A 14,885-nucleotide genomic window follows, 5' to 3' on the forward strand; every position below is an offset into this window, starting at 1 on the left:
TGGCTCCCACAGGGGCCTCACAAGCCATGAAGGCTGTGATGATCCTGTGGCTCCCACAGGGGCCTCACAAGCCATGAAGGCTGTGATGATCCTGTGGGAGCGGGTTTACCCGCGAAGAGGCCTTCCCTGGTCTGCCAGATGGCAGCAGCTTGTCGCCTGCGGCCCCCAGCTTGGTTATACTTCCCGGCTTTCCCGAATAAATGCACAGGGTCCCGCCGCGCATGGATAAGACCTACCAGCCGCACGCCATCGAAACTTCCTGGTACAACACCTGGGAGTCCGAGAACTATTTCGCCCCACAAGGTGCAGGCGAGTCCTACACCATCATGATCCCGCCACCGAACGTGACGGGCAGCCTGCACATGGGCCACGGCTTCAACAACGCGATCATGGACGCCCTGATCCGTTTCCGCCGCATGCAAGGCCGCGACACCCTGTGGCAGCCAGGCACCGACCACGCCGGTATCGCCACGCAGATGCTGGTCGAGCGCCAGCTCGAGGCCAAGGGTCAGAACCGTCACGACCTGGGCCGTGACAAGTTCCTGGAGAAGGTCTGGGAGTGGAAGGATCAATCGGGTGGCAACATCAGCCGCCAGATCCGTCGCCTGGGCTCGTCGGTGGACTGGAGCCGCGAACGCTTCACCATGGACGACGGCCTGTCCGAAGCGGTCAAGGAAGCCTTCGTGCGCCTGCACGAGGACGGCCTGATCTACCGCGGCAAGCGCCTGGTCAACTGGGACACCAAGCTGCACACGGCCATCTCCGACCTCGAAGTGGAAAACCACGACGAGAAGGGCCACCTGTGGAACCTGCGCTACCCGCTGGCCGACGGCGCCAAGACCGCCGAAGGCAAGGACCACCTGGTGGTTGCCACCACCCGTCCGGAAACCCTGCTGGGTGACGCCGCCGTCGCCGTCAACCCGACCGACGAGCGCTACCAGGCACTGATCGGCAAGTTCGTCGAGCTGCCGCTGGTCGGCCGCCGCATCCCGATCATCGCCGATGACTATTGCGACCCCGAGTTCGGCACCGGCTGCGTGAAGATCACCCCGGCCCACGACTTCAACGACTACGAAGTCGGCAAGCGCCACAACCTGCCGCTGCTCAACATCTTCGACAAGAACGCCCTGGTGCTGCCTGCCGCCCAGGCCTTCAACCTCGACGGCAGCGTCAACGAACAGTTCGACACCACCCTGCCCGCCCAGTACGCCGGCCTCGACCGCTTCGTCGCGCGCAAGCAGATCGTCGCCGACCTGGACGCCCAGGGCCTGCTGGTGAGCATCGACGACCACGCCCTGAAAGTGCCGAAAGGCGACCGTTCGGGCACCGTCATCGAGCCGTGGCTGACCGACCAGTGGTATGTCTCCACCAAGCCGCTGGCAGAGCCTGCCATCGAAGCCGTGGAAGATGGCCGCATCCAGTTCGTGCCCAAGCAGTACGAGAACATGTACTTCTCCTGGATGCGTGACATCCAGGACTGGTGCATCAGCCGCCAGCTGTGGTGGGGCCACCGCATCCCGGCCTGGTACGACGAGGCCGGCCAGGTCTATGTCGGCCGCAACGAGGCGGAAGTACGCGCCAAGCACGGCCTGGGCAGCGACGTGACGCTGCGCCAGGACGACGACGTGCTCGACACCTGGTTCAGTTCGGGCCTGTGGACCTTCTCCACCCTGGGCTGGCCGGAACAGACCGAGTTCCTCAAGAAGTTCCACTCCACCGACGTGCTGGTGACCGGCTTCGACATCATCTTCTTCTGGGTTGCGCGCATGATCATGCTGACCATGCACCTGATCAAGAACGAGGATGGCACCCCGCAGGTGCCGTTCAAGACCGTGTATGTGCACGGCCTGGTCCGCGACGGCCAGGGCCAGAAGATGTCCAAGTCCAAGGGCAACGTGCTCGACCCGCTGGACATCGTCGACGGCATCACCCTCGACGCCCTGCTGGAAAAACGCACCAGCGGCATGATGCAGCCCAAGCTCGCCGAGAAGATCGCCAAGCAGACCAAGGCCGAGTTCCCGGAAGGCATCGCCAGCTACGGCACCGACGCCCTGCGCTTCACCTTCTGCTCGCTGGCCTCCACCGGCCGCGACATCAAGTTCGACATGGGCCGCGTCGAAGGCTACCGCAACTTCTGCAACAAGATCTGGAACGCCGCCCGCTACGTGCTGGACAAGGGCGAGGATTGCGGCCAGAACGGCGAAGCCTACGAGCTGTCGCTGGCCGACCGCTGGATCATCTCGCAGCTGCAGCGCACCGAAGCCGAAGTGACCCGCCAGCTCGAGCAGTTCCGCTTCGACCTGGCCAGCCAGGCGCTGTACGAGTTCATCTGGAACCAGTACTGCGACTGGTACCTGGAGCTGTCCAAGCCGGTGCTGTGGGACGAGAACGCCCCGGTCGAGCGCGCCCGCGGCACCCGTCGCACCCTGGTGCGTGTGCTCGAAGTGGCCCTGCGCCTGGCGCACCCGTTCATGCCGTTCATCACCGAAGAGATCTGGCAGCGCATCGCGCCGCTGGCCGGCATCGAAGGCAAGACCATCATGCTGCAGCCATGGCCGGTGGCCAATGACAGCCGCATCGATGCCGCCGCCGAAGGTGATATCGAGTGGCTGAAAGAGCTGATGGTCGGCCTGCGCAACATCCGCGCCGAGATGAACATCGGCCCGGGCAAGCCACTGCCGCTGTTCCTCAAGAACGCCAATGCCGACGACCAGCGTCGCCTGCAGGAAAACGAAGCGCTGCTGAAGAAGCTGGCCAAGGTCGAGTCGTTCACCGTGCTCGGTGACGCCGACGAGGCACCGCTGTCCGCCACCGCCCTGGTCGGTGACCTGCAGGTGCTGGTGCCGATGGCCGGCCTGATCGACAAGGACGCCGAGCTGGCGCGCCTGAGCAAGGAAATCCAGCGCCTGCAAGGTGAAGTCCAGCGTGTGGGCGGCAAGCTGTCCAATGCGGCCTTCGTCGACAAGGCACCGCCTGCGGTGATCGAGAAGGAACGCGCCAAGCTGGCCGAGTCCGAACAGGCTTTGGCCAACTTCACCGAGCAGCATGCGCGGATTGCAGCGCTGTAACCTTTGAGGCCGATGGGGCCGCTGCGCGGCCCTTTCGCGACACAAGGCCGCTCCTACAGGGATACGCATTCCCCTGCAGGAGCGGCCTTGTGTCGCGAAAGGGCTGCAAAGTAGCCCCAAGCCCTGCAACACCGGACCCCACCATGACCGACAGACCCACCCTGCACCCGCGCAACCGCCACCAGGGCCGCTACGACTTCCCCAGCCTGATCAAGGCCCACCCTGACCTGGCTCGCTTCACCATCACCAACCCCCACGGCAAACCCAGCATCGACTTCGCCAACCCCGAAGCCGTGCGGGTGTTCAACCGTGCCCTGCTCAAGGCCCAGTACGGCATCCAGCACTGGGACATCCCCGCCGACTACCTCTGCCCGCCAATCCCTGGCCGCGCCGACTATATCCACGTGGCCGCCGACCTGCTGGCCGAGGACAACGCCGGCGACATCCCCAAGGGCGCTCAAGTGCGCGCGCTGGATATCGGCGTTGGTGCCAACTGCATCTACCCGCTGCTGGGCCACAGCGACTACCGCTGGCACTTCGTCGGCTCGGACATCGACCCCGTGGCGCTGGCCTCGGCCAAAGCCATCGTCCAGGCCAACGGTTTGAGCAAGGGCATCAGCCTGCGCCAGCAAGCCAATCGCAAGCACATCCTCGCTGGCCTGCTGCAAGAGGGCGAACGCTTCGACCTGACCCTGTGCAACCCGCCCTTCCACGCCTCGCGCGAAGAGGCCACCCGCGGTAGCCAGCGCAAGTGGAAGAACCTCGGCAAGCAGGACCCCAAGCGCAAGCTGCCGGTGCTCAACTTCGGCGGGCAGAACAACGAGCTGTGGTGCGAGGGCGGCGAGATCCGCTTCGTCGGTCAGCTGGTCGAGGAAAGCGCGCAATACGCCCAGCAGGTGCTGTGGTTCACCAGCCTGGTATCCAAGGCCAGCAACCTGCCCGCCCTCGAGGCGGCGCTGAAGAAGGCCGGCGCCAAGGCCGTGCGGGTCATCGAGATGGGCCAGGGGCAGAAGCAGAGCCGCATGCTCGCCTGGAGCTTCCAGGCCGACGTCGAGCGCCAGGCCTGGCACGCCCGACGCAAATCGCAGGCATGAAAAAACCGCGCCCGGGCAAGCCGGGCGCGGTTCTGGTCAAACCATCGACAATTACTTGTTGATGGAATCGTTCAGCGATTTGGCAGGAACGAACTTGACGACTTTCTTGGCAGCGATTTCGATGGCGGCGCCAGTCGAAGGGTTGCGGCCGGTACGGGCAGGACGCTCGGAGACTTTCAGCTTGCCGATGCCTGGCAGGGTGATTTCAGCGCCGTTTTCCAGCTGGTCGGCAACGATTGCGCCCAGTTGCTCCAGAGCAGCGCGAGCGGTGGTCTTTGGCGCGTCGATCGATTCGGCGATGTCGGCAATCAGTTGGTCTTTGGTCAATGCCATGGTGGTGTTCCTTCCCTATCAAATTCAGTGGTTATGCAGCGTGCTAGGACGTCATCGGGCCAGCCCCTGAATGCTGGAGGGCCGCGCCAATCGCGTATGTAGATACACAAATCGGCGTTTGGTTCGACACGGCCAGAGCACGCTGCCAGCAATGCGCCACACAGGGTGCGCAAGACCGCGCAAAGCTACCACAGGAATGGATAAATATCCGCTCCCCGCATCGATTTAGTGCAGGTTTTTCGGGGCTTCTGGCCAAATTCCTACAGAATTGAACAAAAAATCAACAACCCGCATTTCCGCCAACATCCGGCCACTGCATCACCTGCGGTCTGGGGTAAACTGGACGACTTTTGCAGCGCGGCGCCACGGCACCGCCCCAGACGCACCGAGAATTCCATGCCAATCCGTCATTGCATCGTTCACCTGATCGACAAGAAGCCCGATGGCAGCCCCGCCGTGCTCCATGCGCGAGACTCCGAACTGGGCGCATCGGACGCCATCGAAAACCTCCTGGCCGACCTCAACGACAGCTACAACGCCAAGCAAGGCAAGGCCTGGGGCTTCTTCCACGGCGAATCCGGGGCCTACCCGCTCAGTGGCTGGCTGAAGCAGTACCAGGACGGCGAGCGCGATTTCACTGCCTTCAGCCGCGAAGCCGTGGAGCACCTGCAGAAGCTGATGGAGGAGTCCAACCTCTCCACCGGCGGCCACATCCTGTTCGCCCACTACCAGCAAGGCATGACCGAGTACCTGGCCATCGCCCTGCTGCATCACAGCGAAGGCGTGGCGGTGAACGCCGAGCTGGACGTGACCCCGTCGCGCCACCTCGACCTCGGCCAGCTGCACCTGGCAGCGCGCATCAACCTGTCGGAGTGGAAGAACAACCAGAACTCCAAGCAGTACATCTCGTTCATCAAGGGCAAGAACGGCAAGAAGGTCTCGGACTACTTCCGCGACTTCATCGGCTGCCAGGAAGGCGTCGACGGCCCGGGCGAGACCCGCACCCTGCTCAAGGCCTTCAGCGACTTCGTCGAAAGCGAGGACCTGTCCGAAGAGTCGGCCCGCGAGAAGACCCAGACCCTGGTCGAGTACGCCACCACCCAGACCAAGCTGGGCGAGCCGGTGACCCTGGACGAACTGTCCAGCCTGATCGACGAAGACCGCCCCAAGGCGTTCTTCGACCACATCCGCAACAAGGACTACGGCCTGTCGCCGGAAATCCCGGCGGACAAGCGCACCCTCAACCAGTTCCGCCGCTTCACCGGGCGTGCCGAAGGCCTGTCGATCAGCTTCGAAGCGCACTTGCTGGGCGACAAGGTGGAGTATGACGAGGCCGCGGGCACCCTGATCATCAAGGGCCTGCCGACCACGCTGGTGGATCAGCTCAAGCGCCGCAAGGACTGATCAACCGGCCGCGTAGGAGGCCACCAGCGCCTCCTTGGCCGCCTTGCGCAGCTTCTTCACCAGACGCTCCTGGCGCAGCGCCTGGCCCTTGTCGGGCCATTGCTCGACATACACCAGCGCCTGCGCCGGGCTGGTCTTGAAGTAGCGGGCGCCCTGCCCCTTCTGATGGGCCACGAACCGTCGCTGCGGGTCGTCGCTGATGCCGCAGTACAGCGAGCCGTTGGCGGCGCGCACCAGGTAGACATACCAGGGTTTGCCCAGCGGGATTTCGGTGAATTCGTTGGCGATGGTCATGGGCGACAGCTTAATCGCTCAGCGCGCTTGCTGGAACGTCCGCAACCCTTTGAACGCCTGCTGGCGCACCTTGTTCTGCAGCAGCGGCGACCAGCCCAGCAACAACCCCGGCGCCCCCAGTGCCTGACGTGACCAGCGCCACAGGTCGAAGGTGTCGTCATGCTGGCAGATCAGCCCGTCGTGGATGACGAAGCGCGCCTGGATATCGTTGACCACGGTACGCCCGGTCTGGCTGAACAGGTAGGTGGCGACCCAGTGGGCGGCACCACCGCGCTCATCGGCGCGAACGCTGTCGAAGGTCAGGGAGAAGTCCTTGGCGCGACTGGTGAGCATGCGCCACATGTCGCCGGCCTCCCTGCCGCGCAAGGTGCCGAACACCGGGTCGCTGAAAACGATAGCGTCGCTGTAGCAGGCCACCATGGCCTCGGCGTCCAGACGCTGGAAGGCCTGGTAGAAGCGGGTGATCAGCTCGCGGTTGGCGTCGGTCATGAAAGCGGGTCCGTGCTGGTAGTTGAAGGCTGCACGATAATCTGCCCCGCTTGCATAAGCCAGTGCCGGCCTCTTCGCGGGTAAACCCGCTCCCACAGGGATCACATAACCCTGTAGGAGCGGGTTTACCCGCGAAGAGGCCAGAAAGGCCACCGGAGTAGTCAGACCTTTTCGCTTGTCACCTGCACATGCAAGGCCCGCCCGGCGCCAAGCCCGAAGATGATGGCGCCGACGCCCAGCACGGCAAAGATCCACCCCAGCGCCGCCCAGCCCCCGGTCAGGTCATGCACCAGCCCCACCGCGAACGGCCCCATGGACGCCAACGTGTAGCCCACGCCCTGGGCCATGCTCGACAGGTTCGCCGCCACGTGGGCGTCCTTCGAACGCAACACGATCAGCGTCAACGCCAGGGCAAAGGTCCCGCCCTGCCCCAGCCCCAGCACTACCGCCCAGCCCCACAGGCCCGCGAGCGGCGCGTACAGGCAGCCAAACAACCCCGCCAGGGTCACCAGCATCACCACCACGATGGCCAGCCGCTGGTCCCTGCCCCGCGTCGCCAGCCACGGCGCAGCCAGCGAACTGGCCAACTGCACGATCACCGAACCGGACAGCACCAGGCCGGCCTCGGTCGGGCTCAGGCCGCGGCCGATGAGGATCGACGGCAACCAGCCGAAGACGATGTACGCCAGCGACGACTGCAAGCCCATGTACAAGGTCACCTGCCAGGCCAGCGGGTCACGCCACAGGCCACGTACCCTGTAGGCCACCTTGTGCAGGCCGTGCCCCTGGCGCGCCTGGGGCAACCAGACGAGCATCGCCAGCAGTGCCGGGATCGCCCAGAATCCCAGGCCCAATGCCCAACTGCCCGCGAAGTGCTGGGTCAGCGGCACGGTGGCTCCCGCCGCCATGGCCGCGCCCAGGCACAGGGCCATGGTATAGACGCCGGTCAAGGTGCCCGCGTGTTGCGGGAAATCGCGCTTGACGATACCCGGCAGCAGCACACCGATGATGCCGATGCACGCGCCGGCCATGATGCTGCCGACGAACACCCCGGCCTCGCCCAGCGCGCTGCGTACCACGATGCCCAGCGCCAGGGTCAGGAGGATGCCGAGGATCACCCGCTCGCTGCCCAGACGCCGCGCCAGGATCGGCGCCAAGGGCGCGAACAGCCCCAGGCAGAGCACCGGCAAGGTGGTCAGCAGGCCGGCTTGCGAGGCGTTCAGGCCCAGGCCTTCGGACACCAGGCCCAGCACCGGGGCCATGCTCGACAGCGCTGGGCGCAGGTTCAGCGCCACCAGCACCAGGCCCAGCAACAATAGCCAGGGCCGCTGCAAGGGTGCAGGTTGCTGCTGCACCTGGACGTCATCGCTTTCAGCGTCGATCAGCAGTGGGTCGAGCTCCCGCTCGCGGGTCATTGGCTTTGCCATGGGGTTCTCGTGTTCAGGATTCGATGAGGGTACGGCTCAGGCGCTTGGCCTGCTCCGGGTCACGCTGGGCAATGGCCTCGAGGATCTGCCCGTGCAGGTCGAAGACCGCCTGGCAACGGGGCACGCTGGCCATGTTGTGCTGCAGCGCGGCGGCGACCACCCCGGAGAAATAGCGGTACAACTCGCTCAGTGCCGGGTTGTGCGCGGCATCGATCAGGCGCTGGTGAAACACCAGGTCGCAGGCCACGTAGGCGTCGACATCACCGTGAAAATGTTCGCCGCTGCCCTTGAGTGCCTCGCGCAGGCCCAGCAAATCCGCTTCGGTACGCCGCAATGCCGCCAGGCCGATGGCTTCGGTTTCGAGGATACGGCGGGTTTCCCGGGCCTGTTCCAGGGTGCAGCGCGACATGGCCTGCATCGCCTGCAACGGGTCCTGGCAGGTGCGCAGGTAGCTGCCGTCGCCCTGGCGGATTTCCACCAGGCCGCTGAAGGCCAGCACGCGCATGGCTTCGCGCACGGTATTGCGGCTGATGCCCAGTTGCAGCGCCAGCTCCGGCTCGGTGGGCAGACGCTGCCCAACCTGCCAGTCGCCTTGAAGAATGCGCTCGCGCATGCGCTCCACGGCAAGTTCCACCAGGGACCGTCGGGGCAGTTCGCTGTTCATGTCTACTCGACCAATCATCCGATGAATTGACCGGAGCTTAATGCAACTGCAGGCAGACATCAATTCAATCCCGCACCCGCAGAGGCTCCCTTAGCCGCTTGAGTGCTCACCAGATATGCCAGTTTAAAACCACTGGTAATTCTGAGAGTTACCGGCTTGCTGCCCAGGTGCCACCTTGGCGACTGCATTACAGCATCCTCAGCATGCAACGTGTGGTTAACCAATCATCAATATCCCTCTCAAAACTGGAGAGAACCATGACCCCAAAAGTACTGTTGGTAGGCATCGACGGCGTGGATTTCGATCGTTTCCAAGGCCATTTCGTCAACGCCCCTGGCTGGCATTATCACAAAGCCTACACCGGCGGCATCATTGGCACGCCGTCGCAGGCAGCAACATACAGTGGACCGGGTTGGGCGACCGTGCTCACGGGCACCTGGGCAACTAAACATGGCATTCTCATGAATGATGAGAAACAGCGAGCCAACCCGAAATATCCCTGGATCCTCCAGCGATTGAAACACCATGCACCGTCATTGAAGTTATGCAGCATTGTCACCTGGCTGCCGATCCATAAATACTTTGCCGAGCAAATGACCGGCATCGAAAGACATGAGTATCATGAAAATGACAAAGCGGCAGTGGACAAGGCCAAGGCGGTCATCGCCGGCACGGCCCCCGCGGTCACCTTTCTGCACTTGAGCGATCCGGATCTGATAGCCCATACATACGGCTTTGATGCGCGTTACGAGAAAGCCCTGAAAGATTCATACGGATACCTGCAAGCACTCAGCGATGTCGTGCGACAACGCCAGGCCCAGCACCCCTCGGAAGACTGGCTCATCCTGGTCACCACCGACCACGGTCGCAGCGCCGACGGCAAGTCCCATGGTGGGCACAGCCTGAGCGAGAAGACCGTCTTCATCGCCAGCAACAAGCGCCCGAACGCCGAACTCAGCAGATCCGCGCCCATACCCGGGCTTGACCCACTGCATGGCCATGCCGCACACGCCGGGATAGCCCCGACCATCATGCGTCACATGGGCGTAGGCCGAGACAACGATGCCTGGGGAATGGATTCGCCCCCCCTGATCGGTGCGCAAGGTGTCAGAAAGCCGCGCTTCGTGGTGCCCGACACCTTGGCATGGGTGAGTTCAGGCAGCGGCTCCATCGAAATCCTGAAAAACGGCAAGCCTGTCGCAACCCTGCCACCGACAGCCACCCAATGGAGCGACCCCGATCGCCCAGCCCCGGCAGACTGCTATGCATGGGTGAACAATGACACCGCCGCGACCCTGCGCGTTGACCAGGCGCCAAGACAGATCACCTCGGCATTCGGCTGGAACGACGAGAAGATATTCTTCTTTTTCCACAATGGACGGTACAGCCGCTTCAACCTGGCCAGGGACGAAACCGACGCCGGGTACCCTTATGAGGTGAGTCAACGAAACTGGCCCGAGCTCTGGCGATATCAAGACAAGATCATTGCCGCCTTCGACTGGACAGACAAACATGCAATGTTCTTCCTCGACGATGGAACTTACATCCGCTACGACAAAGCCAAAGAGTCGATGGATGGCTACCCGCTTTCCATCAATGACAGTACCTGGCCGGGCCTGCGCCCTTATGCCCGCGACATAAAAGCAGCGGTGCGCTGGAACAATGGCAAGCTCTTTATATTTCTGAAAAACAATACCTATCTTCGCTATGACATCGCGAGCGACAGGCTCGACCCCGACTACCCAAGGAATATGAACGACTATTTCTGGCCAGGAGTAGCCAAATACAGTGACAAAATTGTCTGCGTCGTCAGGGAGGGGGCTCGAAACAATGCTTACTTCTTCCTGAATGATGCCACGTACTTGAAATTCGACATGGATAAGGAAAGTGTTTCGCCCTTCTACCCTGCCCCGGTCATAGGCAATTGGAAGGGACTGCTTTGAAATAAGCCTGGCAACCTGCAACACCCAGCCCCTGACGTATCTTGCAATGTTTGCGACGGCACTCGGGGGTTCCGCTCCACGGTCAGTTCAAGAACCGTTGGCGGGCGGCAAATCAACTGACATTTCTACCAGTTGTCGGCCTGCCGCATTATTGCAACGCTTGAGGTGAGTCCACCCAGGCATCTTTCCATGTCGAACTCCAGAACATTGCTGCTGACCGGCCTGTCACTGTCCGCCCTGCTACTGCTGACGGGCCTGCTGCTCAAAGGCTGTGACCCCAGGGAGCCACCCCGGCAGCCGAAGACGTTGATCATCGGCATGGACGGCGTGCAGCTGGACCATTACGAAGCGTTGCCGCACAGCAACCTGCAGCGCCTGTACTACGGCAAGGCCTACGCCGGCGGCATCACCGGTCGCGCCAGCGAGCAAGGCACCATCAGCGGCCCTGGCTGGGTGACGTTGCTCACGGGCGTGTGGGCCAACAAGCATGGGGTGGTTTCCAACAACGAGTCGCTGCGGGTCGACCCTGCCTTCCCAAGCCTGTTCAAACGGCTGCGCCAGGCCATGCCCAACGCCTACATCGCCAGCGTGGTCAACTGGCCGCCCATCAATACGGCGTACCTGCTGGAGGATGCCCAACGCAACGACGTGCGCGACAGTGGCCTGACGGATCAACAGGTCACCGAACGGGCCTTGGACATCCTCGACAAGACCTCCGCCGACCTGACGTTCGTTCAACTCGACGAGCCCGACCAGGCCGGCCACGCCAGCGGTTTCGGCTCAGCCTACGACCTGGCCCTGCGCGAGGCCGATGGCAGGCTCGGGCGCCTGCTGGACAAGGTCGAGGAACGCAGCCAAGCACACCCCGACGAAGACTGGCTGGTGATCCTCAGCACCGATCATGGACGAGATCAGGACGGCCAGGGGCACGGTGGCACCTCGGAGCAGGAAAAGACCATTTTCATTGCCAGCAACAAGCGCCTGAACGCGGAACTGACCCAGCCCAGCATTCCCGATGACAATCCTGGGCCCAACAACCTGTACAGCTACGCAGCGCAGACCGCCGTCGCCCCGACGGTGTTACGGCACATGAACCTCGACCTGCTGCCGGAGTGGAAGCTCGATGGCACGCCGCTGCTGGGCGACACCGGGGTCCGCAAGGCGCGCGCCGACGAGGCCAGTGACCGGTTGCTGTGGAACAGTTCATCCCAGGGAAACGTGATCATTCACAAGAATGACCAGGTGATGGTGGAGCTGAGCGCAAGCCAACAGCAGTGGCGTGACCCGCAGGGAATGCGCCAGGGCGCGGATTATGTGCTGGAACTGGACGGGACGCCGGCAGCGGTACGGACGCATCCGATGAGCAGGCCGTTCGTGATAGAGGAAAGCAGCTACTGACAACGGACGGGTGATCGAGGAAAGCCGCCATTGCAGGGGGCTGCCATGCGGACCCGATCCATCTCGATACAGCTCACAAGAAACGTTGTGGCCCGGTATCGCCAAGCACACGGCCGAGGTGGTTTGCGCCTTCAAGTATGGAAACCGCGATTTCGCTTGTTTCTTCCTGAATGACGCGACGAACCTGAGGTTCAACATGCAGGACGAAAGTGTCTCGTCCACTGCACCGACCCCGATCAAAGGCACCGGCAACTGGCCAGGGCTGCTTTGACCAACGCCGCAGGCGTGAGCCCCCCCTGGGCCCTCTTGCAGTGTTTGCAAGAGAGCCCAGGGGCGCTAGGCGGGGCCGAACCTCAGTTCAAGGCGTCGATCAACGCCTGGTTCATCTCCGGCGTGCCGATGGTGATGCGCAGGAACTGGGCAATCCGCTCCTGCTTGAAGTGCCGCACGATCACCCCCTGCTCGCGCAGGCGCGCCGCCAGTTGCGCCGCGTCCTGCTGCGGGTGACGGGCGAAGATGAAGTTGGCTGCCGACGGCAGCACCTCGAAGCCCTTGGCAACCAGTTGCTCGACCAGCGCTTCACGGCTGTCGATTACCTTGCGGCAGGTTTCCTCGAAGTACGCCTGGTCTTCGAAGGCCACCGCCGCGCCGACGATCGCCATACGGTCCAGCGGGTAGGAGTTGAAGCTGTTCTTGATCCGCTCCAGCGCCTCGATCAGGTCCGGATGGCCGACCGCCAGGCCGACCCGCAGCCCCGCCAGCGAGCGCGACTTGGACAAGGTCTGGGTCACCAGCAGGTTGTCGTAGCGATCCACCAGGCTGATGGCGGTTTCGCCGCCGAAGTCGATATAGGCTTCGTCCACCACCACCACCGAGTCGCGGTTGGCCTGCAGCAGCTGCTCGACGGCTTCGAGCGGCAGCAGGCAACCAGTGGGCGCGTTGGGGTTGGGGAAGATGATCCCGGCGTTGGCCTTGCTGTAGTCGGCCACACGGATCTGGAACTGCTCGTCCAGCGCCACCTGCTCGAATGGGATGCCGTACAGCCCGCAGTACACCGGGTAGAAGCTGTAGCTGACATCCGGGAACAGCAGCGGGCCGCGGTCGTGCTGGAACAGGCCGTGGAAGATGTGCGCCAGTACCTCGTCCGAGCCGTTGCCGACGAACACCTGGGCCGGGGCCACGCCGTAGTACTCGGCCACCGCCTGCTTGAGCCGGTCACCGTTCGGGTCCGGGTACAGGCGCAGGTTGTCGTTGAGCTCGCCACGCATGGCTTCCAGCGCCTTGGGCGACGGGCCATAAGGGTTCTCGTTGGTATTCAGCTTGACCAGGCGGGCCAGCTTGGGCTGCTCGCCCGGGACGTAAGGCACCAGGTCCTTGACGAAGGGGCTCCAGAATCGACTCATGCTCAGTTCCCCTTGTCTTGGGTCAGGATGCGGTATTCGGCGCTGCGGGCGTGGGCGGTCAGCGACTCGCCACGGGCCAGGATCGAAGCGGTATGGCCCAGCTCCGACGCGCCCTGCTCGGAGCAGAAGATGATCGACGAACGCTTCTGGAAGTCATACACCCCCAGCGGCGACGAGAAGCGCGCGGTGCCGGAGGTCGGCAGTACGTGGTTGGGGCCTGCGCAGTAGTCGCCCAGGGCTTCGCTGGTGTGGCGGCCCATGAAGATCGCACCGGCGTGGCGGATCTGCGGCAGCCAGGCCTGCGGGTCGGCGACCGACAGCTCCAGGTGCTCTGGGGCGATGCGGTTGGCCACCTCGATGGCCTGCTGCATGTCACGCACCTGGATCAGCGCGCCACGGCCGTTGATCGACTTCTCGATGATGTCGGCACGCTCCATGGTCGGCAGCAGCTTGTCGATGCTCGCGGCCACGCGGTCGAGAAACGCGGCATCCGGGCTGACCAGGATGGCCTGGGCGTCTTCGTCGTGTTCGGCCTGGGAGAACAGGTCCATGGCGATCCAGTCCGGGTCGGTCTGGCCGTCGCAGACCACGAGGATTTCCGACGGGCCGGCGATCATGTCGATGCCGACCTGGCCGAACACGTGGCGCTTGGCGGTGGCCACGTAGATATTGCCCGGGCCGACAATCTTGTCCACCTGCGGCACGCTTTCGGTGCCATAGGCCAGCGCAGCCACGGCCTGGGCCCCACCGACGGTGAACACCCGGTCGACCCCGGCGATGCAGGCAGCGGCCAGCACCAGCTCGTTGACCTCACCGCGCGGGGTCGGCACCACCATCACCACTTCGCCGACGCCGGCGACCTTGGCCGGGATAGCATTCATCAGCACCGACGAAGGGTACGACGCCTTGCCGCCCGGCACGTACAGGCCGGCACGGTCCAGCGGCGTGACCTTCTGGCCAAGCACGGTGCCGTCGGCTTCGGTGTACTGCCAGGAATCCTGCTTCTGCCGCTCGTGGTAGATGCGCACACGGGTGGCGGCCTTTTCCAGGGCTTCGCGCTGGGCCGGGGTGATGCGGGTCAGGGCCAGCTCCAGGCGCTGGCGATCGAGGATCAGCTGATCGATCGACTGGGCCTCGACGCCATCGAAACGCTGGGTGAACTCCACCAGCGCCGCGTCACCGCGCTCGCGCACGGCCTTGATGATGTCGAGCACGCGTTGGTTGACCGCGTCATCGGACACACTTTCCCAGCTCAGCAGATGATCCAGATGTCGGGCGAAATCCGGATCAGCGGCGTTGAGACGGGCAATTGCAGTGGACACGGTCATGGCGAGGGCCTCGATTATTAGCGAATGCTCAGGCGCCCTA

At 63.6% G+C, this 14,885-nt stretch carries 12 protein-coding genes; 5 read left to right on the top strand and 7 right to left on the bottom strand.

Features of this window, described 5'->3' with window-relative positions:
* Positions 1–221: 221 nt before the first annotated feature.
* The gene (locus ACIP21_RS17430) at positions 222–3,068 is read left to right on the top strand and encodes a valine--tRNA ligase (protein ID WP_400689881.1); all 2,847 of its coding nucleotides are present in this window, start codon (positions 222–224) and stop codon (positions 3,066–3,068) included.
* Positions 3,069–3,211: 143 nt separating this feature from the next.
* A complete protein-coding gene (gene rlmF, locus ACIP21_RS17435) occupies positions 3,212–4,162 on the top strand; it encodes a 23S rRNA (adenine(1618)-N(6))-methyltransferase RlmF (protein ID WP_400689884.1) in 951 nt (316 codons plus the stop codon).
* Positions 4,163–4,213: 51 nt separating this feature from the next.
* Here rlmF and ACIP21_RS17440 read toward each other — a convergent pair whose 3' ends face one another.
* Entirely contained in the window at positions 4,214–4,495 is a 282-nt protein-coding gene (locus tag ACIP21_RS17440) for an HU family DNA-binding protein (protein ID WP_400689887.1), read from the bottom strand.
* Between the two features lie 396 nt (positions 4,496–4,891).
* Between ACIP21_RS17440 and yejK the strand changes: the two genes are divergently transcribed.
* Entirely contained in the window at positions 4,892–5,899 is a 1,008-nt protein-coding gene (yejK, locus tag ACIP21_RS17445; RefSeq protein WP_400689889.1) for a nucleoid-associated protein YejK, read from the top strand.
* On the opposite strand, the gene ACIP21_RS17450 is transcribed toward yejK, so the two are convergent.
* The 4 genes from ACIP21_RS17450 to ACIP21_RS17465 all read right to left on the bottom strand — a co-directional run bounded on the left by ACIP21_RS17450 (position 5,900) and on the right by ACIP21_RS17465 (position 8,773).
* Positions 5,900–6,193, bottom strand: a complete 294-nt coding sequence (locus tag ACIP21_RS17450; RefSeq protein WP_400689892.1) for a GIY-YIG nuclease family protein — start codon at positions 6,191–6,193, stop codon at positions 5,900–5,902.
* Positions 6,194–6,211: 18 nt separating this feature from the next.
* Positions 6,212–6,682: a nuclear transport factor 2 family protein gene (locus ACIP21_RS17455; protein ID WP_400689895.1), complete on the bottom strand. Its 471-nt coding sequence runs from the start codon at positions 6,680–6,682 to the stop codon at positions 6,212–6,214.
* Positions 6,683–6,843: 161 nt separating this feature from the next.
* A complete protein-coding gene (locus tag ACIP21_RS17460) occupies positions 6,844–8,109 on the bottom strand; it encodes a CynX/NimT family MFS transporter (protein ID WP_400689898.1) in 1,266 nt (421 codons plus the stop codon).
* 13 nt (positions 8,110–8,122) lie between these two features.
* Positions 8,123–8,773 (bottom strand): FadR/GntR family transcriptional regulator, encoded by a 651-nt coding sequence (locus ACIP21_RS17465; protein WP_400689901.1) that lies wholly within the window; start codon positions 8,771–8,773, stop codon positions 8,123–8,125.
* Between the two features lie 257 nt (positions 8,774–9,030).
* Here ACIP21_RS17465 and ACIP21_RS17470 point away from each other — a divergent pair, with 257 nt between their 5' ends.
* Complete coding sequence (locus ACIP21_RS17470) at positions 9,031–10,716, top strand: hemopexin repeat-containing protein (RefSeq protein WP_400689904.1); 1,686 nt, start codon at positions 9,031–9,033, stop codon at positions 10,714–10,716.
* Between the two features lie 222 nt (positions 10,717–10,938).
* Complete coding sequence (locus tag ACIP21_RS17475; protein ID WP_400690233.1) at positions 10,939–12,114, top strand: alkaline phosphatase family protein; 1,176 nt, start codon at positions 10,939–10,941, stop codon at positions 12,112–12,114.
* A 353-nt stretch (positions 12,115–12,467) separates the two neighbouring features.
* Here the strand turns inward: ACIP21_RS17475 and hisC are convergent, their stop codons facing one another.
* Both hisC and hisD read right to left on the bottom strand, forming a co-directional pair.
* A complete protein-coding gene (gene hisC, locus ACIP21_RS17480; RefSeq protein WP_400689907.1) occupies positions 12,468–13,517 on the bottom strand; it encodes a histidinol-phosphate transaminase in 1,050 nt (349 codons plus the stop codon).
* Positions 13,518–13,519: 2 nt separating this feature from the next.
* The gene (gene hisD, locus ACIP21_RS17485) at positions 13,520–14,845 is read right to left on the bottom strand and encodes a histidinol dehydrogenase (RefSeq protein ID WP_400689910.1); all 1,326 of its coding nucleotides are present in this window, start codon (positions 14,843–14,845) and stop codon (positions 13,520–13,522) included.
* Positions 14,846–14,885: the final 40 nt, after the last annotated feature.

This window comes from Pseudomonas sp. NPDC089401 (assembly GCF_044749485.1).
In the GTDB taxonomy this organism is placed as follows: domain Bacteria; phylum Pseudomonadota; class Gammaproteobacteria; order Pseudomonadales; family Pseudomonadaceae; genus Aquipseudomonas.

Excerpts from the sequence above, each read along its gene's own strand:
- hisD (WP_400689910.1), bottom strand. The coding sequence starts at position 14,845 with ATGACCGTGTCCACTGCAATTGCCCGTCTCAACGCCGCTGATCCGGAT.
- ACIP21_RS17455 (WP_400689895.1), bottom strand. The coding sequence starts at position 6,682 with ATGACCGACGCCAACCGCGAGCTGATCACCCGCTTCTACCAGGCCTTC.
- yejK (WP_400689889.1), top strand. The coding sequence starts at position 4,892 with ATGCCAATCCGTCATTGCATCGTTCACCTGATCGACAAGAAGCCCGAT.
- ACIP21_RS17470 (WP_400689904.1), top strand. The coding sequence starts at position 9,031 with ATGACCCCAAAAGTACTGTTGGTAGGCATCGACGGCGTGGATTTCGAT.
- ACIP21_RS17440 (WP_400689887.1), bottom strand. The coding sequence starts at position 4,495 with ATGGCATTGACCAAAGACCAACTGATTGCCGACATCGCCGAATCGATC.
- ACIP21_RS17460 (WP_400689898.1), bottom strand. The coding sequence starts at position 8,109 with ATGGCAAAGCCAATGACCCGCGAGCGGGAGCTCGACCCACTGCTGATC.
- ACIP21_RS17450 (WP_400689892.1), bottom strand. The coding sequence starts at position 6,193 with ATGACCATCGCCAACGAATTCACCGAAATCCCGCTGGGCAAACCCTGG.
- ACIP21_RS17465 (WP_400689901.1), bottom strand. The coding sequence starts at position 8,773 with ATGAACAGCGAACTGCCCCGACGGTCCCTGGTGGAACTTGCCGTGGAG.
- hisC (WP_400689907.1), bottom strand. The coding sequence starts at position 13,517 with ATGAGTCGATTCTGGAGCCCCTTCGTCAAGGACCTGGTGCCTTACGTC.
- ACIP21_RS17430 (WP_400689881.1), top strand. The coding sequence starts at position 222 with ATGGATAAGACCTACCAGCCGCACGCCATCGAAACTTCCTGGTACAAC.
- rlmF (WP_400689884.1), top strand. The coding sequence starts at position 3,212 with ATGACCGACAGACCCACCCTGCACCCGCGCAACCGCCACCAGGGCCGC.